General features: G+C 64.1%; 17 protein-coding genes and 1 other RNA gene. 9 read left to right on the top strand and 9 right to left on the bottom strand.

The window, feature by feature from the left end:
- Positions 1–67 precede the first annotated feature (67 nt).
- A complete protein-coding gene (gene tkt, locus ABID58_RS08960; protein ID WP_354032554.1) occupies positions 68–2062 on the bottom strand; it encodes a transketolase in 1995 nt (664 codons plus the stop codon).
- A 289-nt stretch (positions 2063–2351) separates the two neighbouring features.
- Between tkt and ABID58_RS08955 the strand changes: the two genes are divergently transcribed.
- The 5 genes from ABID58_RS08955 to ABID58_RS08935 all read left to right on the top strand — a co-directional run bounded on the left by ABID58_RS08955 (position 2352) and on the right by ABID58_RS08935 (position 5036).
- Positions 2352–2672, top strand: a complete 321-nt coding sequence (locus ABID58_RS08955) for a DUF4164 domain-containing protein (RefSeq protein ID WP_187435489.1) — start codon at positions 2352–2354, stop codon at positions 2670–2672.
- Positions 2669–3052 (top strand): cell division protein ZapA, encoded by a 384-nt coding sequence (locus ABID58_RS08950; RefSeq protein ID WP_148756420.1) that lies wholly within the window; start codon positions 2669–2671, stop codon positions 3050–3052. The genes ABID58_RS08955 and ABID58_RS08950 overlap by 4 nt, the downstream gene beginning before the upstream one ends.
- A 215-nt stretch (positions 3053–3267) precedes the next feature.
- Positions 3268–3428, top strand: a non-coding RNA gene (ssrS, locus tag ABID58_RS08945) — 6S RNA.
- A gap of 209 nt (positions 3429–3637) precedes the next feature.
- Positions 3638–4234: a 5-formyltetrahydrofolate cyclo-ligase gene (locus ABID58_RS08940; RefSeq protein ID WP_354032363.1), complete on the top strand. Its 597-nt coding sequence runs from the start codon at positions 3638–3640 to the stop codon at positions 4232–4234.
- A complete protein-coding gene (locus tag ABID58_RS08935) occupies positions 4212–5036 on the top strand; it encodes a TIGR00282 family metallophosphoesterase (RefSeq protein ID WP_354032362.1) in 825 nt (274 codons plus the stop codon). The genes ABID58_RS08940 and ABID58_RS08935 overlap by 23 nt, the downstream gene beginning before the upstream one ends.
- A gap of 470 nt (positions 5037–5506) precedes the next feature.
- Here ABID58_RS08935 and ABID58_RS08930 read toward each other — a convergent pair whose 3' ends face one another.
- From ABID58_RS08930 to ABID58_RS08895, 8 genes are all read right to left on the bottom strand, one after another.
- Positions 5507–5956: a hypothetical protein gene (locus tag ABID58_RS08930; protein WP_148756422.1), complete on the bottom strand. Its 450-nt coding sequence runs from the start codon at positions 5954–5956 to the stop codon at positions 5507–5509.
- 25 nt (positions 5957–5981) lie between these two features.
- The gene (locus ABID58_RS08925; RefSeq protein WP_354032361.1) at positions 5982–6668 is read right to left on the bottom strand and encodes a hypothetical protein; all 687 of its coding nucleotides are present in this window, start codon (positions 6666–6668) and stop codon (positions 5982–5984) included.
- Positions 6669–6692: 24 nt separating this feature from the next.
- Positions 6693–7082: a hypothetical protein gene (locus ABID58_RS08920; protein WP_354032360.1), complete on the bottom strand. Its 390-nt coding sequence runs from the start codon at positions 7080–7082 to the stop codon at positions 6693–6695.
- 159 nt (positions 7083–7241) lie between these two features.
- Entirely contained in the window at positions 7242–8585 is a 1344-nt protein-coding gene (locus ABID58_RS08915) for a c-type cytochrome (protein WP_354032359.1), read from the bottom strand.
- Complete coding sequence (locus ABID58_RS08910; protein ID WP_354032358.1) at positions 8582–10756, bottom strand: xanthine dehydrogenase family protein molybdopterin-binding subunit; 2175 nt, start codon at positions 10754–10756, stop codon at positions 8582–8584. Before ABID58_RS08910 ends, ABID58_RS08915 begins: the two co-directional genes overlap by 4 nt.
- 8 nt (positions 10757–10764) lie before the next feature.
- The gene (locus ABID58_RS08905) at positions 10765–11229 is read right to left on the bottom strand and encodes a (2Fe-2S)-binding protein (protein ID WP_354032357.1); all 465 of its coding nucleotides are present in this window, start codon (positions 11227–11229) and stop codon (positions 10765–10767) included.
- A gap of 564 nt (positions 11230–11793) precedes the next feature.
- Positions 11794–13218, bottom strand: a complete 1425-nt coding sequence (locus tag ABID58_RS08900) for a methyl-accepting chemotaxis protein (RefSeq protein ID WP_354032356.1) — start codon at positions 13216–13218, stop codon at positions 11794–11796.
- A gap of 107 nt (positions 13219–13325) precedes the next feature.
- A complete protein-coding gene (locus ABID58_RS08895) occupies positions 13326–15059 on the bottom strand; it encodes a methyl-accepting chemotaxis protein (protein WP_354032355.1) in 1734 nt (577 codons plus the stop codon).
- A gap of 208 nt (positions 15060–15267) precedes the next feature.
- On the opposite strand from ABID58_RS08895, the gene ABID58_RS08890 reads away from it, so the two are divergent.
- From ABID58_RS08890 to ruvB, 4 genes are all read left to right on the top strand, one after another.
- Positions 15268–16014, top strand: a complete 747-nt coding sequence (locus ABID58_RS08890; protein ID WP_354032354.1) for a YebC/PmpR family DNA-binding transcriptional regulator — start codon at positions 15268–15270, stop codon at positions 16012–16014.
- A 97-nt stretch (positions 16015–16111) separates the two neighbouring features.
- Positions 16112–16639 (top strand): crossover junction endodeoxyribonuclease RuvC, encoded by a 528-nt coding sequence (gene ruvC, locus ABID58_RS08885; protein ID WP_354032353.1) that lies wholly within the window; start codon positions 16112–16114, stop codon positions 16637–16639.
- The gene (gene ruvA, locus ABID58_RS08880) at positions 16636–17253 is read left to right on the top strand and encodes a Holliday junction branch migration protein RuvA (protein WP_354032352.1); all 618 of its coding nucleotides are present in this window, start codon (positions 16636–16638) and stop codon (positions 17251–17253) included. Before ruvC ends, ruvA begins: the two co-directional genes overlap by 4 nt.
- Positions 17254–17273: 20 nt before the next feature.
- Positions 17274–18308: a Holliday junction branch migration DNA helicase RuvB gene (gene ruvB / locus ABID58_RS08875; RefSeq protein ID WP_354032553.1), complete on the top strand. Its 1035-nt coding sequence runs from the start codon at positions 17274–17276 to the stop codon at positions 18306–18308.
- Positions 18309–18391 lie beyond the last annotated feature (83 nt).

Genomic DNA, 18391 nt, shown 5'->3' with positions numbered 1-18391 from the left:
GGTTCAGCCGGGCGGTGCTTGATCATATGAGAGATTACGTAGTCCTTTTTTTTGGCAAGCTCAACTCTCAGGATACGCGCTTCAGCACGGCGTTAACCGCGGCCTCGGCGGTAATGCCGAAATGCTTGTAAAGATCCTTGGCCGGCGCGCTCGCGCCGAAGGAATGCATGCCGATAAATTCGCCATCCTGGCCGATCACGGCATCCCAGCCCCAGCGCACGGCGGCCTCGATCGCGACCTTCACCGGCGCGTTGCCGATGATGGCGGCACGCTTGGCCTCTGGTTGCGCTAACAACAGCTCGAGCGAGGGCACCGAGACCACCCGCGACGGGATGCCGCGCTCGACGAGCTGCTTCTGGGCGGCCACCGCGATCTCAACCTCGGAGCCGGATGCGAACAGCGTCGCCTTGGCTTCCCCTTGCGCGGCCACCAGCTCGTAGGCGCCCTGGGCGCAGGGATTCTCGTTCGGTGCGGTGGTGCGGAGCTGCGGCAGGTTCTGCCGCGTCAGCGCCAGCACCGTCGGGCCGTCGATACGATTCAGCGCCAGCTCCCAGCACTCGGCGACCTCGACGGAATCGCAGGGGCGGAACACGCGCATGTTCGGGATGGCGCGAAGCGCGGCGAGATGCTCGACCGGCTGATGGGTCGGGCCGTCCTCGCCAAGGCCGATGGAATCGTGCGTCATCACGTAGACCACACCGGTGCCCATCAGCGCCGCCAGGCGCATCGCCGGACGCGCATAGTCGGTGAACACGAGGAAGGTCGCACCGTTCGGTGCGAAGCCGCCGTGCAGGAAGATGCCGTTCATCGCGGCACACATGCCGTGCTCGCGGATGCCGTAATGGATGAAGCGGCCTTTCGGCGTCTTGGCGGAGAAGGCGGTTGCCGACTTCGCCTTGTTGTTGTTGGAGCCGGTGAGGTCGGCGGAGCCCGCGAGGAATTCCATCGGCATCGCACCGGCAATCACCTCGATCACGGCTTCCGACGACTTGCGGGTGGCCGCGGTCATCGGCTTCTCCAGCAGCTCCTTCTTGTACGTGCGCACGGCCTTCGCCAGCGAAGCCGGACGCTCGTGGCGCACGCGGCGCTCGAACTCGGCGCGCTTGCGGCTGCCGAGCTCGCCGAGCCGTCCCTCCCATTCCTGTCGTGCCGCAGCGCCGCGCGAGCCCGCTGCGCGCCAGGCCTTCAGCACGTCATCCGGCACCGAGAACGGCTCGAGCGAGATGCCGAGATTTTCCTTGGCGGCCTTGAGCTCGTCGGCGCCGAGCGCCTCGCCATGCGCCTTGGCGGTGCCGGCCTTGTGCGGCGCGCCGAAGCCGATGGTGGTGCGGCAGGCGATCAGTGTCGGCTTGTTGGATTTTTGCGCACGGGTGATCGCGGCAGCGATCGCGGCCTGGTCATGGCCGTCGATTTTCTCGGCGGCCCAGCCGCACGCCTTGAAGCGCTTCACCTGGTCGACCGAATCGGAGATCGAGGTCGGGCCGTCAATCGAGATGCCGTTGTCGTCGTAGAGCACGATCAGCTTGCCGAGCTTCCAGTGCCCGGCCATCGCGATCGCTTCCTGCGAGACGCCTTCCATCAGGTCGCCGTCGGAGGCGAGCACGTAGGTGTGGTGGTCGACGATCTTCTTGCCGAACTCGGCGGCGAGCATCTTCTCGGCGAGCGCCATGCCGACCGCGGTCGAGATGCCCTGGCCGAGCGGGCCGGTGGTGGTCTCGATGCCCTTGGTGTGGAAGTTCTCGGGGTGACCCGGCGTCAATCCGCCGAGCTGGCGGAATTGCTTGAGCTGGTCCAGCGTCATGTCGGCGTTGCCGGTCAGGTGCAGCAGCGAATAGAGCAGCATCGAGCCGTGACCGGCGGAGAGCACGAAGCGGTCGCGGTCCGGCCAGTCGATTGCGGTAGCATCGTATTTGAGGAACTGCGTGAACAGCACCGTGGCCATGTCGGCGGCGCCCATCGGTAGGCCCGGATGACCCGACTTTGCCTTCTCGACGGCATCCATCGAGAGGCCGCGGATCGCGTTGGCCATACGGTTGGGATCGACCTGCGTCATGTCTGAAATCCGTCTGAAATGAGGCGCTTGTGGCAGAATTCGCCGCGCCGGAAAGAGCCTTTCGGCCGCTGGGGGCGCGGCTGGGATAGCATCTCGGTTCCGGCAGGCCAAGGCAGTCAAACGCCGGTTTGGCCGTAAAAGTTGCTTAGCAGTGCATAGTTTCGCGGCGGCGTTGCGCTTGGCTAGCTTGCCACGTAAATTTCTGCTTCTAACCGCTTGCCGAACCGAGTCTTTTGCCGGACGGCAAGCTCCCAGGTAAAGGCCACGGGTCAAGCCCACAGGTTCCGCCGCTGACTGCATGAACGATCGCGTATCCAACAGCGCTGCCATGACGGAGTCCTCCGCCGTCGAGATCGAGATCGCGACCCGCAGGCTCACGGCGGCGCTCGACGCGCTTGAAAGCGCGGTCGAGCGAAGGCGCGATGCTGACCGCGACGAGAATGAGCTTGCGACGCGAATCCAGGCGCTGGGCGCCGATCGTTCGCGGCTTGCCGACGAGCTCGACGGTGCACTGGTGAAAGCGCGCAAGCTCGAGCGCACCAATCGCGAGATCTCCGATCGGCTGGAGTCCGCAATCGTCACGATACGTTCGGTACTTGATACCGGAGAGGACGGATGAGCCACATCAACGTCACCATCAACGCCCGGCAATACCGCATGGCCTGCGAGGAGGGCCAGGAGGTGCGGCTGTTGAAGCTTGCCGAAGGCCTGGAGACGCGGATTCAGTCGCTGCGCGGAAAATTCGGCGAGATCGGCGATGCCAGGCTCACCGTGATGGCGGCGCTGACCGTCTGCGACGAGTTGGTCGACGCCGGCAACCGCATCCGCACCATGGAGCAGGAGCTGACCGAACTGCGGGATTTCCGCAACGCTGCCGTCGAGCGTGCCCGGATGACCCAGACCGCCGTGGTCAACGCGCTGAACTCTGCCGCCGAGCGCATCGAGAAGTCGACCCAGGTCCTGAACCGCACCGTCGGCAACGGCATCGCGATCGGTTGATTTTGGCGTTTCCCTTGTGGCCATCCTTCGAGACGCCCGCTGCGGCGGGCTCCTCAGGATGAGGTCTTGTTTCGCGGTGAAATCTTAAACCCTCATGGTGAGGAGCCCGCCCAAAGCGGGCGTCTCGAACCATGCAGGCCAAGTTCTCTCGCCGCGTTCGGTGGCCACGTGCGATCGCTCTGGTGATTCGTCAGTATCGTTGTTACATTGCGCAGGCGAGGCTGCGACGCGCGTCCGGAGCCATATATCCCCGGGGCCTTATCGATCCTTTAGGGAACTGTCCCTGGCCGGGCCCGTGGGCCCGGACATATGGTGCCCACCTACTTTCGTAGGGAACTCCGGGATCGAGTGCTTCAACGGCGTTTGCGGCTTCGCACTTTTGTGTTTGCTTCCGGCTCGTGCCTCTCGAAAATTGCGTCCCCGACACGCTTGCGGTTCAATCCAAGTCTCGGTGTCATGCCCCGCGAAAGCGGGGCATCCAGTACGCCGCGGCGTCGAAGTTCAAGCACTGGCGTCTCTGGAATACTGGATCACCCGCCTTCGCGGGTGATGACGACAGACAGCTCTGCCTCGGGACCGAAGCACATGACCAACACCAAATCCGAGCTCCGTGCCAAAGCCCTCGCGGCGCGTGATGCTCTGAGCGAGAAGAAGCGCATCGCCGCGGCCGCCAAGCTTGCCCAGCGCGGGCTGCCGTTCGAGCTGCTGCCCGGCAGCATCGTCTCCGGCTACTCTCCGATCCGCAGCGAGATCGATCCGATGCCGCTGCTGAAGAAGCTCACTGAAGAGGGCGCCAGGCTGGCGCTGCCCTGCGTCACGGCGCGCGGCCAGTCGCTGGTCTTCCGCATCTTCCATCCGAACGACCGCCTGATGCTCGGCCCGCTCGGCATTCCCGAGCCGTCGCCGGCGGCCGCCGAAGTCATCCCCGACATCATGCTGACGCCACTCGCCGCCTTCGACCGTCTCGGCCATCGCATCGGCTATGGCGCGGGGCACTACGACCACACCTTCGCGCACCTCCGCAAGACGAAGCAGATCGTCGGCATCGGGCTCGCTTTTGCAGCGCAGGAGATCAAGGCGGTTCCGGCACTAGCCCACGACGTGGCGCTGGATTATGTGCTAACGGAATCGGACGTTTTCGATTTCCGGAGTTCTGAAGTTGCGCATTCTGTTCGTGGGTGATGTCGTCGGCCGTAGCGGCCGCAACGCCATCGCCGAATATCTGCCCGGCATGATCAAGGACTGGTCGCTCGATTTCGTCGTCGTCAACGGCGAGAATTCGGCGGGAGGCTTCGGCATCACGGAAGCGATCTATCAGGAATTTCTCGATGCCGGTGCCGATGCGGTGACGCTCGGCAATCACTCCTGGGACCAGCGCGAGGCGCTCGTCTTCATCGAGCGCGCCGAGCGACTGGTGCGGCCGGCGAACTATCCGCGCGGCACGCCCGGCCGCGGCGCCGCCCTGGTCGAGGCCAAGAACGGCAGGCATGCGCTCGTCGTCAATGCTTTGGGGCGCGTCTTCATGACCCCGTTCGACGATCCCTTTGCAGCGCTCGAGCGCGAGCTCGGCGCCTGTCCGCTCGGCATTGCTGCGGACGCCATCGTGGTCGACTTCCATTGCGAGGCGAGCAGCGAGAAGCAGGGCATCGGCTTCTTCTGCGACGGCCGCGCCAGCCTCGTCGTCGGCACCCACACCCATGTCCCGACCGCCGACCATCAGATCCTGTCAGGCGGCACCGCCTACATGACCGACGCCGGCATGACCGGCGATTACGACTCCATCATCGGCATGCAAAAGGAAGAGCCGCTGCGGAGGTTCACGTCGGGGATTCCGTCAGGCCGGTTCGAGCCGGCCGCAGGGGCCGCGACGCTCAGCGGTGTGGCGGTGGAGACCGATGATGCGACGGGCCTCGCGCTTCGGATTGCTCCGGTGCGTGCGGGCGGCCGGCTGGAGCCGGCGACGCCGAAGTTCTGGTTAAGCTGAATTTTAGCGCGGCAGACGCCGCTGCACCCTCGCCCCTTGTGGGAGAGGGTGGCTCGCCGCGTAAGCGGCGAGACGGGTGAGGGGTCTCTCTCCGCGAGTCTCACTCTGAGCCGCACTCGCGGAGACAGACCCCTCATCCGGCGCTTCGCGCCACCGGCCCATACCCTCCGCGCTGATGCACGTCACCACCAGCATTTTGAGCCGGTTGATCCGAGATGTTCCGGAGCAGACCTGTTCGATGCTTCGCGGACCGTAGCGCACGACACTGGTCGAGCGCTTGCGTCGATGGTGACCAGATGAAGCGGCGGCTCGAATCCGCAGCGATCGTCAAGTCAGAGCTCATTTTCGCGAAGCGCTGCTGATCGTGCGGCGACATCGGGCGATGGCAGCAGAGATACCATCGCAAAGCAGTCCTTCTGTGGATTCACGTTGCTTACGGCAGGCTACGGCGCAAGGCGCTCTGATTTCCATCAACGGAGCGAGGCGACGAACTCGCCCCACGACCATACCTTTACCGAAATATTGGCGCGCCGGATTTTGGCGGCAAGCCGGGTTTCGTTTGTTACAAGAACATCAGCCTCGCACGAAGCTGTTGCTGCTATCAGCGCATCCTCCGCGTGCTTTGCATTTCCCCCCGTTAGCGCCGCGATAGAGGCGTTCCCTTCGTCGCTGCCCCAACTGCATTCATCCCAACTAGAGACGTCCCAAACTGCGCCAGCCGTCGATACATTTTCGGTCAACCCATAGATCGCCATCAACGCGGCTCGCTTCGGCTCCGGAGCCCGTGACAGTTCATCGCGCTGAACGTGGGTGCTGACAAGTTTAATCGAGCCTTCAGCGATGCGCTCTCGAAGCACGCGAAGGACAGCCTGATCGGCCGCAATTAAGTCGTGTACGTTGCTGTCCAGCATGATGCGCAAGCAAAAAACCTCATAAATCCGAATGTTACTCTTTCGATTTCCGCATCCGTTCTAACGCTTGCGTCATAAGAGGCGAGTCGGCGCATTGCTTCTTGAGTGCCTCTACAGCCACCGGCAAGCCGGGATGGTTCAGGTACGATGTGAAGGTGAATGCAACACCCCAGAGCTGGACTATCTCGGCTTCGAGGCGTTCAAGATCGGCTAGTTTGTAAATGTAAGTGCAGCATTTTTGAGCGAGCTTCTCGTCTTGCTGTTTCGGTGAGTCTTCTTTTTTTGGCTTGTGGAATCTCTCGATCCAGTCTTTGGAAAGATTCTTGGTTTCGATCCACGGGATTTCATCCTCTTTGCCGTCAGGAATAGAACCAAAAATTCCGTGTGCTATGTCAGCGCGTTGGGTTTGAAGGCTCGCATAGATCAGCATGATCGCGTCAAATATTTCGCGGTCTGATTCCGCAAGTGTCATCTCTGCGGCGGCAACGAGGACATCGCGTTGAGCCCGCGCATTTCTGAGCGTGAGGAAGATCGCGACCGAAGCTTCTGAGTTTGCCTTCATCAGAGCGGCCAACAAGACCGCCATTTGCCAGTCCACATACGACCAAGCCATTATGCATCGGCCTGTTGCTTCGGCAATCTTTGGTTTTTTAGAAATATGTCCGATGCCGTAAATAAGATCGGCCTTCGAGTGGCTCGGTAAGAACGGTTGTCTTGGCATAAAAATTCCTAGTGCAAAAAACCGCTATTTCCCGGCGACCTTGGCACGGATATCGAAGACCTTGGTCACGGCATCAGATTGGAAGGTTCGCTGTGCGGCGTTCATTAGAACGACGATGGACGGCAGCGGCGCTGGGCAGGACGACGGGCCAAGCCGTTTGATGCAGTTTTCCTGCGCCTCTTTGAGTGTCGGACTTGCATCCATCTCTCGGCCAACAGGGTCAAAGGCTTCGCGCCATTTGTCGGAGCATCTCCGAAAAGCCATTTCGGCAATTTTTTCGGCGGGTTCGGCGCTGGTCAAGGCGTAGCTCGCCAACGCGGCTTCGCTGCATTGTTTGGCGTCGGCAACCGAATCTAGCGCTGACGCTGCCCTCGTCATGATCGCGAGCGTCAGCAGCCCCAGCAGTATCTTCATCGAGGGATTCGTCATGCAGCGATGGTAGCACGAGCGCATGGAACCACGTGGAAGGGACGCTAGATGAACGCAAGATTTAATTTACGTAGCTGTCTCAACGCGTTACATAGACCCGCGTTCTCCCATAAGGGGCGAAGGGGCAGCAGCGTTCGCGCGAGATTAATCCGCCGTCTGCTCCCGTAACTCCGCCACATCTTTCGCCGTCAGCTTCGAGCCCTTCGCACCAAACCGCGCCGTCACATAGTTCGCCACCGCCGCGATCTCGTCGTCGCTGTACGCATTGCCGAACGCCGGCATCGACAGCGCGCCGTCGGGCGTGTGGCGCCTGGTGCCTGACAGCACGATCTGCGCGACGTTGGTGGCGGCGGGGTCGTTGACGGCCCAGGTGCCGGTGAGCGTCGCCATCGGCGACACCGGGCTCTCGCCGCTCCAGCCGTGGCAGCTGGCGCAGGCGCTGGCGAACACCTTCTTGCCGCGGGCATCCGCGGTGACGCCGTCCTTGTGCGAGGCGGGTGCAATCGGCGCCGTGGTGGCCGGCAGGTCGGGCGAGGGCACCGGCGGCACGCTGCGCAAGTATGCAACGATGCTGCGGATGTCTTCGGGTGCGAACTGGCTAAAACTGTGGTCGACGGCTTCGCCCATCGGACCCGAGGCCGCGCCGTGGCCCGGCGTATGGCCGAGCGACAGATACGCGATCAGATCCTCGTCACGCCAATTGCCGAGGCCGGTGGCCTTGTCGGAGGAGATGTTGAAGGCGTGCCAGCCGGCGGTGATCGCGCCCGCGAACTTCTTGCGGTTGTCCAGCGCAAAGCCGAGATTGCGCGGCGTGTGGCACTCGCCGCAATGCGCCAGTGCTTCCGCCAGATACGCACCACGATTCCACTCCGGGCTCTTCGAGGTGTCGGGCGCAAACCGAGTGTCCGGGTTGAACACGGCGGACCAGAACAACATCGCCCAGCGCTGGTTGAACGGGAACGACAGCGTGTTCTCCGGCGCCTTGGCGCGCACCGCCGGCAGGCTGAACAGATAGGCCTTCACCGCCAGCACGTCCTCGTCGCTCATGTAGGTGTAGGACGTGTAGGGCATCGCAGGATAGAGCCGGGCGCCGTCGTGCCGCTTGCCGCGCTGGACCGCGTCGAGGAAGTCCTGGTCGCTGTAATTGCCGATGCCGGTCTCTTTGTCGGGCGTGATGTTGGTCGAGTAGAGCGTGCCGAACGGCAGCTTGAAGCCGAGCCCGCCGGAATAGTCCTTCCCGCCCGGACTGGTGTGGCAGACCATGCAGTCGGCCGCCTTCGCCAGATATTCGCCGCGCTCGACCAGGTTTGCTTTTTCGAGCCTGGCCGGCACGCCCGTGGGCTTGCCGGCGCGATAATCGGCCAGCGCCACCTTGGTGCCGCCAGCGAAATCCAGCGGACCGGGTCCGCGGATGATGAAGACGCCGAGCGCCACCGCGACGATGGCGATCACGACCAGGCTTGCAAGGATACGCATTGTCCGGCTCATGCCTTCCTCCCCGCAGCCAGCAGTTTCCGATCGATCGGCAGGCGCCGCAGCGCCACGCCGGTTGCGGCAAGAATCGCATTGCGTAACGCCGGCGGTCCGGCATTGACGCCGGCCTCGCCAATGCCGCCGGGCGCCTCGCCGCTCTTGACCACGATGACCTCGATCTTCGGGATCTCGTTGATGCGCATCATGCGGTAGTCGTGGAAGTTCGATTGCTGCACGCGGCCCTTGTCGATGGTGATCTCGCCATAGAGCGCGGCGGTGAGGCCGAAGATCAGCCCGCCCTCGATCTGCGCCTTCACCGTGTCAGGGTTCACAGCGATGCCGGTGTCGACCACCGAAGTGATGCGGCGGAGCACGATCTCGCCGATGTCGTCGATCTCGGCTTCCACCACGGTCGCGAGGTAGCTGGCAAACGACGGCTGCACGCAGACGCCGCGGCCGACGCGTGGCGGCAGCCTCTCACCCCAGCCGGATTTTTCCGCGACCAGATTCAGCACAGCCAGCGCGCGCGGGTTCTTTGTCAGATGGGCGCGGCGAAATTCGACCGGGTCCTTGCCGGCCTTGCGCGCCAGCTCGTCCATCGCGCATTCGAACGCGAACACGTTGTTGTTCGGGCCGACGCCGCGCCAGAAGCCGGTCGGCACCGCAGGCGGTTCGGCGCGGACATATTCGACCTGGAAGTTGGGAAAGTCGTAGGGCATGTCCGCCGCGGCATCGACCGCGTCGATATCGATGCCCTTCTGGAACGCCGGCGGCAGCCAGCGTGCAATCACCGCCGAGCCGGCGATCTTGTATTTCCAGGCCGACACCTTGCCATCGACCAGTGTCGCGGTGACCTGGTCGCGATAAACCGGGCGGTAGACGTCGTGCTGGATGTCCTCCTCGCGAGTCCAGATCACCTTGACGGGATAGTCGACCTGCTTGGCGATCTTCACCGCCGCGACCACCATGTCGGGCTCGAGCTTGCGGCCGAAGCCGCCGCCAAGCAGATGCTGGTTGACGATCACCTTGTCGATGGGAACGCCGGCGGCCTTCGCCGCCTCCGCCTGCACGCGCGTCATGATCTGCGTGCCGGTCCAGATCTCACAGGCGTCCGGCCTGACGTGGACAGTGGCGTTGATCGGCTCCATCGAGGCATGCGCCAGGAACGGCAATTCGAAGCTCGCCTCGAATCTGTCGCCGCTCGCCAGCCCCTTGGCGATGTCGCCGACTGATTTTGCGATCGCGCCGTCCTTCTCGCTGGCGGCGCGCAGGTCCTGCCAGATGTCCTTGGTGCTGATTTTTGCGTTCGGTCCCTCGTTCCATTCGATCTTGAGCGCTTCGAGACCTTTTTTGGCGGCCCATGTGTGGTCGCCGATCACCGCGACCGTATCCTCGAGCACCACGATCTTGCGCACGCCGGCGACTTTCATCGCCCCAGTGTCGTCGACCTTGCCGACCTTGCCGCCGAACACCGGACAATTGGCGATCACCGCGATCTTCATGTTCGGCAGGATCGCATCGATGCCGTAGACGACCTTGCCGTTGACCTTGTCCGGCGTGTCGAGCCGCTTCAGCGGCTGCCCGATGATGACGAAGTCCTTGGGGTCCTTGACCGCAACGTCCTTCGGCGGCGTTTGGCTCTGTGCGGCCAATGCCAGTTCGCCATAACCGATCTTGCGGCTGCTCGCGGCGTGCACGACCTCGCCTTTCGACGCCGTGCAGCTGGCAGGATCGACCTGCCATTGCGCCGCTGCGGCCTGCACCAGCATGGCCCGCGCGCTGGCGCCGGCGGCGCGCAGCGGTTTCCACCAGGCGCGGATCGAGGTCGAGCCACCGGTTGCCTGCAAGCCGAACACGGGATTGGCGTAGAGCTTGTCGTTGGGCGGCGCGTGCTGGACCTCGACCTTGGCCCAGTCGGCATCGAGCTCCTCAGCCAGGATCATCGCAATCGAGGTATAGACGCCCTGGCCCATCTCGACCTGCGGCATCATCAGGACGGTGCGGCCGGTCTCGTCGATGCGGATAAAAGCGTTGGGGGCGAACCTGCCGTCGGTCGTATCCTTCTGCTCTGGTTCGTTGGCGGCTGCGCGCAGCGGCAGATGAAAGGCGAGCAGGAAGCCGGTGGCGAGACCGCCGGTCAGCAGCGCGCGGCGGGAGACGTTCGGAAGATTCTTGTCGGTGAACATGGCGGACCTCACGACTGACGGCCGTTGGCGGCCTGCTTGATGGCCTCGCGGATGCGCACATAGGTGCCGCAGCGGCAGATGTTGCCGGCCATCGCCGCATCGATGTCGGCATCGTCAGGGTTGGGCGTTGTCGCCAGAAGTGCCGCGGCCGACATGATCTGGCCGGACTGGCAATAGCCGCACTGGATCACCTCGGCATCGAGCCAGGACTTCTGCACCTTCGCGCCCGACGGCGTGCTGCCGACATGTTCGATGGTGGTGATGGCGCGATTTTCGACCGCGCTGACCGGCAGCACGCAGGAGCGCACCGCCTTGCCGTCGACATGCACCGTGCAGGCACCGCATTGGGCAATGCCGCAGCCGAACTTGGTGCCGGTCATTCCGAGAATGTCGCGCAGCACCCACAGCAACGGCATTTCCGGTGGCGCGTCGAAGGATTTCGTTTCGCCGTTGATGGTGAGAATAGTTGCCATATGCATTCCCTTCTTCGCCAGATCGCTTACGGCGATCTAGGTGGCGAACTCGTGCGCGACAATAATCATACCGGTGTGAAACGATGAAGCGTTGAAATTTCTTGCGATGCATATTTGCGTGCTCAGAGCATCAGGCCATGACGTTCACGAATTTGTGCGGCGATCCGTGCGGCGCTTTTGGGCTAATTGATATGATAAGCATCATTTTCTGACGCTTTTGCATCCTATGCGGTGTCGACCTCCGCGCATCAGCGTGCGAATGCGCAAAACCATGCCAAGACGAAAGTCGTGCGATTGTGAAAGTCGGGTGAGGGCGGGCACGGTGCGCGTCTGAAGGAATCAGTTCCAATGGCGCAAAAGCCGACGTGCCCGATGATGGCATCGTGCTCCTGTTTTGCCCGACGGGTCAACTGGGACATTCGGAATTTGCTCAACGTCCCCCGCAAGCGGGAGAGGTCGCGCACCTTCTCCTTGGCAACCAGCCAAGCCTCATTTCATCCCGCTAAGCCATTGATTCCGCGCAGCCCCGCTACTGTGCATGGGGTTGTTTTCGAGGTCTTTGATTCAGCCCTGCCGAAAACCCATCCGGAACGCGCCCCAGTGCTTGCCGCGGACCATGATCGGCGAGGACAGGTCCTTCATCAGCACGAACTGCCCGCCGCCCATGTCGCGGCGATAGGTCTGCAGCAGGAAGGGTTTTGTGTTGGCCGCGACCTTCTTCACGGCGCGATCAGTGAACAGGCGGCGGTTGCGGCAATTGGCGTTGTTCCAGACCGGGTCCTTGCCCTGCGGTAGCCGGTAGTTCGGATTGTGCGTCGGCAGATAGCCGCTCCTCGCCCAGGCGACGCAGAACACGATGCGGGGATCGGACTTCTGGATCGGGTCCTGGATCGCAGGCAGCACGCGATCGGTGAACTCGACATATTTGGTGAGATACTGCTTGGGGTCGGTGCCGGCGATCTCCCGGTAGCTCTCGTCCATGAGCTGGTCGAGCGTGATCTCGCCGCGATCGATCGCGGCCTCGAACTCGGCCGAGATGCGTTTGGCGGTGTCGACGACGGCGCGGATCAGCGGCGCATCGGATGTCTCCACGCCGCTGTCGGCGATCAGCGCGATCAAGCCTTCGGAGGTGTCGAGCAGCTTCGTCACGCGCTGGTCGGCGCTCCTGAGATCGCGTGAGGAAAGGTCGACGCCCTTGGCGAGCTCGTTGAGCTCGTTGATGACGGTGTCGCAGTGGCCGAGATTGGAGGTCGCCGCACGCGTGACGCTGTCGATCTCCGCTTCCACGGAGGCGAAGCCCTGCTGGACGCGCGAGATGATGCCGGAGATCTGCTGGGCGCCTTCGCCCGCGGTCTTGGCGCGCCGGGACGCATCGCTGCTCTCGCCGATCAGGCCTTCGATCTGGCCATCGAGATCGCGCACGGTGTCGGCGATCTGGTGCGTGGCCTGCCGGGTGGCCTCCGCGAGGTTCTTGACCTCGCTTGCGACCACCGCAAACCCGCGTCCGGCATTGCCGGCCCGCGCGGCCTCGATCGTCGCGTTCAACGCAAGCAGATTGGTCTGCTTGGCGATCGCCTCGATCGAGCCGGAGACTTTTGCGACCTGCGCCAGCGCCGAGCCGACGGCGCTCAGCCGCGCCTCGATCCGCTCCACGGCAGCAACGAGCTCGGAGATATGGCTGACCGCGGTGTCGACCGCACCGCGCGACTGCGCGATCTCGCCGACCGCCGCCGATGCGGTCGATTGCACCGCCTGTGATGCGTTGGCGATGTCGTGGTTGGCCGAGACCATGGTCTCAGCCGTCTTCTGGAGGTGATGGAACCGCTCCGACTGGTTGGCGACGCGGTTGGCGACCTCCTGCACATTACCGGCGATGTCGGCAAGCTCGACGCCAAGGCCGCCGATGCGGTCGGCAAGCTGGTCGATCAGCCGCTCGGCGAGCGTCCGGTTGGATCCAGTGTCCATGACTGCAAGCTGGGCGAAGGACATGTACGGGGCTTCCTCAAGTCAGAGCCGTTCGCCGGCCCTCCGCGGCATTCCCATTCCAACTTCACCTAAAGACGTGATTCGCGCCCGGCGTCTTGCCTGAGCGTGCACTACAGCTTGTAGGCCGTGCGAAATCCGCCCCAGTGCCGGCCCTGCACGCGGATCGGGACGTCGATCTCGCGCATCATCACGGTGTTGCCGTTGCCCATGTCGCGCGCATAGCTCTGGATCAGGTACGAGCGCAAATTGTGCGCGGCAGCCAGCCCCGCCGGATCGTTGAAGATGCGGCGGTTGCGGCAATTGGCCATGTTCCATGCGGCATCGCCCGGCCGCTGCGGATGCGAATAGATCTTGTTGTGGACCGGCAGGAAGCCGTTGCGGTCGACCATGGCGCAGAACGCCATGCGCGGTTCCTTGGCGAGAAAGGCTTCCTGGAACGGCGGCAGCGCGCGGTCGGCCCAGTCCAGGTATTTTGTGCGGTATTGCTGCGGATTGGTGCCGGCGATCTCGGCGTAGTCGGTGTCGAAGAGATCATCGATCTTGACCTCGCCGCGTGCGACCGCTTGCTCGAAAATCCGGGTCAGCGCGGTGCCGGCCTCCATCGCGCGGGTGACGAACTCGGTGTTCTCCTCGTGGATCGACCAGAGCTTGTCTTCGACCTTCTCGCGCTGCGCGGCATCGGGGTTGACGAATTGCGTGCGGGCGCCGGCCTTGGACTGCTCGACCACGCGCAGTCGGCAGGCCCCGACGTCCTCGAGGGTGCCGTCGATGATCGCCTGCGGCGCGAGCCGGCTTGCTTCCGCACCACCGATCAAGACGCCGTCCATCGCGATCTCATAGACCGGCAGCACGCCGCGCGCGCTCTCGAATTTGAGGTGGCAGGGCAGCCGCTCGGTCTTGCGGCGATCGTCGTGCTCGCTCTGACGGAGCAACACTGCGCAGCGCGATTTCAGCTTCCGGGCGAAGGTCGTCACGGCCTTGCCGGCGCTGGCGACGTTCTCGCCATGGGTCTCGGCTGCCTTGGTGGCGGCGTCGATCTCGGCCGCGCTTTCGCCGACCGAGATGATGAACTGCGATGCGCTGGCCGCGTTGCCGGAGACCTCGCTGGTCGTGGCGTTCTGCTCGGCGACCGCGCCATTGACGGTGTCGAACACCGGGCGGATCGCCTCGATCGCCTGCGAGATCCGGTGCACCGCGTCCGCGGAGCCGGCGGCGTCGCGCTGGAGCGCGTCGATCTTTTTGGAGATCTCCTCGGTGGCGCCCTGGGTCTGTACCGCAAGCGCCTTGACCTCGGTGGCGACGACCGCAAAGCCTTTGCCGGCGGCGCCGGCGCGCGCGGCCTCGATGGTGGAGTTGAGTGCGAGCAGGGTGGTCTGCCGCGCGATCTGCGCGATCAGATTGACGACATTGCCGATCGCGGCGGAGGATTCACGCAGGCGGTCGACATTGGCGCGCGCCTCCTGCGCGGCGGCGCTGGCCTCGTCGGCTAGCTTGCCGGCCTCGCGGACCTGCGCGCCGATGCCTTGCGCGGACTGGGTGAACTTGTCGGCGGCATGGGCAAAGCCCGAGGCGTTCGACTGGGCGGCATTGGTCCGCCCGGTCAATGCGTCGGTGCGCTGACGGATGTCGGCAAGTGTCGCCGCGGTGGCCTCGGCGCCGCCCGCCACCGAATTGGCGGCGCGCTCGAGCTGGCGGATCATGGCGCCGAGCTCGAGTTCCAGCAGTTCCAGGATTTCCCGGGCCGAATCGACCTCGACGGCCGGAGCGGGCGCTGCCGCCGGCTGCGCGGCTGCCGCTGGTGCGGCCATGTCCGGCCGGCGCTTCCGAAATAATGCGAACGCCATTGGGTCTACTCTTGTCGGGAGATGGGCGGACGCTATTTTCTCAGGCCGGAATGAAATCAGGGTTAACGGTGCCTGACTTCTGGGCACGGGTCCCTACGCTATTACCTTAAAGTATGAGAGGCTCTTTCATTCCGGTGGGTTGGCGGCCTATAAGGCCGCGCTTCCCCACGCTCACCTTTGGCGCACGATTCTCTAGAGAAGATCACGCATGGCCGGACATTCCCAATTCAAGAACATCATGCACCGCAAGGGGCGGCAGGATGCCCAGAAGTCGAAGCTGTTCGGCAAGCTGGCGCGGGAAATCACCGTTGCCGCCAAGCTGGGGACGCCCGATCCCAACATGAACCCGCGCCTGCGCGCGGCCATCATCGCGGCGCGCCAGGAGAACATGCCGAAGGACAATATTGAGCGTGCCATCAAGAAGGCGCTCGGCAGCGATGGCGAGAACTATGACGAGATTCGCTACGAGGGCTATGGCCCCGGCGGCGTCGCCGTCATCGTCGAGGCGCTGACCGACAACCGCAACCGCGCCGCCTCCGACATCCGCTCCTTCTTCACCAAATCCGGCGGCAATCTCGGCGAAACCGGCTCGGTGTCCTTCATGTTCGACCGCACCGGCATCATCGAATACGACCGCGGCGTCGCCGATGACGACGCGGTGCTCGATGCCGCGATCGAGGCCGGCGCCGACGACGTGGTCTCGGGCGAGGGCGGCCACGAAATCTATGCCTCGACCGAAAGCTATCGCGACGTCGCAAAGGCGCTGGAGGCCAAGTTCGGCGAGCCGCGCAAGGCCGCGCTGATCTGGAAGCCGCAGAATACGGTCGCGGTCGACGACGAGACCGGCGAGAAGCTGTTGAAGCTGATGGACCTGCTCAACGAGCACGACGACGTCCAGCACGTCTACGCCAATTTCGAGATTTCGGACGCGCTGGTCGCGAAGATGGGTGGTTGAGGGCTCGGAGCGGCGCTCACCGACGCGACGGCCTTTCTCCGGGGACTTCTGTTCTGTTTCTGTTTCGCTATCATGGGCCAACCGCTATCACTGGCCCATGACCGCGCTCCCGATTCGCCAACCCGTCCGCATCATCGGCATCGACCCCGGCCTGCGCCGCACCGGCTGGGGCGTGATTGAGGCCGACGGCAATCGCCTGATCTACGTCGCCTGCGGTTCGGTGGAACCGCCGGACGATTTGCCGCTGTCGAGCCGGCTGCTCGCGATCCATGAGGGGCTCACGGCGGTTCTCTCCAATCACAATCCGATGGAAGCGGCGGTCGAGCAGACCTTCGTGAACAAGGACGGCGTCGCGACGCTGAAGCTCGGCCAGGCCCGCGGCGTCGCCATGCTGGCGCCCGCAATGTTCGGCATCCCTGTCGCCGAATACGCCCCGAACCAGGTGAAGAAGACGGTGGTCGGCGCCGGTCACGCCGACAAGCAGCAGATCGCGATGATGCTGAAGATATTGCTGCCCAAGGCCGAGCCGCCGTCGGCCGACGCCGCCGACGCGCTTGCCATCGCCATCACCCACGCCCATCACCGCCAGACCACGGCGCTCAGGCTGAAGGTGGTGGGACTATGATCGGCAAGCTCAAGGGCCTGATCGATTCCTACGGCGAGGATTATGTGCTCCTCGACGTCGGCGGCGTCGGCTATCAGGTGCATTGCTCGGCGCGGACGCTGCAGCATCTTCCCTCGCCCGGCGACGCAGCGGTGCTCTCGATCGAAACCTATGTCCGTGAGGATCAAATAAAACTGTTCGGCTTCCGCACCGACCAGGAGCGCGAATGGTTTCGCCTGCTCCAGACCGTACAGGGTGTCGGTGCCAAGGTCGCGCTCGCCGTGCTCGGCACGCTCGCGCCAGCCGATCTCGCCAATGCGATTGCTCTGCGCGACAAGGCTGCCGTGGCGCGCACCCCCGGCGTCGGGCCCAAGGTGGCCGAGCGCATTGTCACCGAGTTGAAGGACAAGGCGCCGGCCTTCGCCAATGTCGATCCCGCCGTCGTGCATCTCGCCGGTGCCGTCGACGAGCAGCGCGCGCCGCGCCCCGTCGCGGACGCGATCTCCGCGCTGGTCAATCTCGGCTACGGCCAGCCGCAGGCCGCTGCGGCCATCGCCTTGGCATCGCGCAGCGCGGGTGAGAACGCCGAAACGGCGCAGCTCATCCGGCTTGGGTTGAAGGAGCTCGCGAAGTGAGCGATCCCAAGGCCAACCGCATGGTCACGCCCGAGCGCCGCAGCGATGATGTCGGCGACACCGCGCTGCGGCCGCAATCGCTGTCCGATTTCGTCGGCCAGGCGCAGGCGCGCAAGAATCTCTCGATCTTCATCGAGGCGGCGCGGAAGCGCGGCGAGGCGCTGGATCACGTGCTGTTCGTAGGTCCCCCGGGCCTTGGCAAGACCACGCTGGCGCAGATCGTGGCCAAGGAGCTCGGCGTCGGTTTTCGCGCCACGTCAGGCCCGGTGATCGCCAAGGCCGGCGATCTCGCAGCACTCCTCACCAATCTCGAAGAGCGCGACGTGCTCTTCATCGACGAAATCCATCGCCTCAGTCCCGCGGTGGAAGAGGTGCTCTATCCCGCGATGGAGGATTTTCAGCTCGACCTCATCATCGGCGAAGGCCCGGCAGCGCGTTCGGTCAAGATCGAGCTGTCAAAATTCACTCTCGTCGGCGCCACCACGCGCGCCGGCCTGCTCACCAATCCCCTGCGCGATCGCTTCGGCATTCCGATCCGGCTCAATTTCTATACGATCGAGGAGCTGGAGAGCATCGTCACTCGCGGTGCGCGCGTGCTCAATGTCGGCATGAGCGCGGATGGCGCCAACGAGATCGCGCGGCGCGCCCGCGGCACGCCGCGCATCGCCGGCCGCCTGTTGCGTCGCGTGCGTGATTTCGCCTCGGCCGCCGATGCCGACCGGATCGACCGCAAGATCGCCGATCACGCGCTGAGCGCGCTCGAGGTCGATGCCGCCGGCCTTGACGCCATGGACCGCCGCTACCTCACGACCATCGCGACGAACTATGGTGGTGGCCCGGTCGGCGTCGAGACGATGGCCGCCGCGCTGTCGGAGCCGCGCGATGCGATCGAGGACATCATCGAGCCGTATCTCATTCAGTGCGGCTATCTCCAGCGCACCCCGCGCGGCCGCCTGCTCACCTCGCACGCCTTCCGCCATCTCGGCATCGCAGAGCCTTCGCGCGATGCGGCGGCCCAGTTCGGCCTGTTCGGTACGGACGAGAGCGACGACTGATTTGCGCCGGCGCGCATTGCCCTGGTGTCATGAACTTCCGGTAATCTCTGTGCAGACACTCTGCACGAACGCACCCCAATTCC

The sequence above is a fragment of the Bradyrhizobium sp. S3.2.6 genome (genome assembly GCF_040546885.1).
GTDB lineage: Bacteria > Pseudomonadota > Alphaproteobacteria > Rhizobiales > Xanthobacteraceae > Bradyrhizobium > Bradyrhizobium cytisi.
This window is presented reverse-complemented; position numbering and strand designations above follow the sequence as displayed.

Excerpts from the sequence above, each read along its gene's own strand:
- ruvB (WP_354032553.1), top strand. The coding sequence starts at position 17,274 with ATGGTCACGCCCGAGCGCCGCAGCGATGATGTCGGCGACACCGCGCTG.
- ABID58_RS08905 (WP_354032357.1), bottom strand. The coding sequence starts at position 11,229 with ATGGCAACTATTCTCACCATCAACGGCGAAACGAAATCCTTCGACGCG.
- ABID58_RS08925 (WP_354032361.1), bottom strand. The coding sequence starts at position 6,668 with ATGCCAAGACAACCGTTCTTACCGAGCCACTCGAAGGCCGATCTTATT.
- ABID58_RS08900 (WP_354032356.1), bottom strand. The coding sequence starts at position 13,218 with ATGTCCTTCGCCCAGCTTGCAGTCATGGACACTGGATCCAACCGGACG.
- ABID58_RS08920 (WP_354032360.1), bottom strand. The coding sequence starts at position 7,082 with ATGAAGATACTGCTGGGGCTGCTGACGCTCGCGATCATGACGAGGGCA.
- ABID58_RS08940 (WP_354032363.1), top strand. The coding sequence starts at position 3,638 with ATGACCAACACCAAATCCGAGCTCCGTGCCAAAGCCCTCGCGGCGCGT.
- ruvC (WP_354032353.1), top strand. The coding sequence starts at position 16,112 with ATGACCGCGCTCCCGATTCGCCAACCCGTCCGCATCATCGGCATCGAC.
- ABID58_RS08890 (WP_354032354.1), top strand. The coding sequence starts at position 15,268 with ATGGCCGGACATTCCCAATTCAAGAACATCATGCACCGCAAGGGGCGG.
- ruvA (WP_354032352.1), top strand. The coding sequence starts at position 16,636 with ATGATCGGCAAGCTCAAGGGCCTGATCGATTCCTACGGCGAGGATTAT.
- ABID58_RS08955 (WP_187435489.1), top strand. The coding sequence starts at position 2,352 with ATGAACGATCGCGTATCCAACAGCGCTGCCATGACGGAGTCCTCCGCC.
- ABID58_RS08895 (WP_354032355.1), bottom strand. The coding sequence starts at position 15,059 with ATGGCGTTCGCATTATTTCGGAAGCGCCGGCCGGACATGGCCGCACCA.
- ABID58_RS08950 (WP_148756420.1), top strand. The coding sequence starts at position 2,669 with ATGAGCCACATCAACGTCACCATCAACGCCCGGCAATACCGCATGGCC.
- ABID58_RS08915 (WP_354032359.1), bottom strand. The coding sequence starts at position 8,585 with ATGAGCCGGACAATGCGTATCCTTGCAAGCCTGGTCGTGATCGCCATC.
- ABID58_RS08910 (WP_354032358.1), bottom strand. The coding sequence starts at position 10,756 with ATGTTCACCGACAAGAATCTTCCGAACGTCTCCCGCCGCGCGCTGCTG.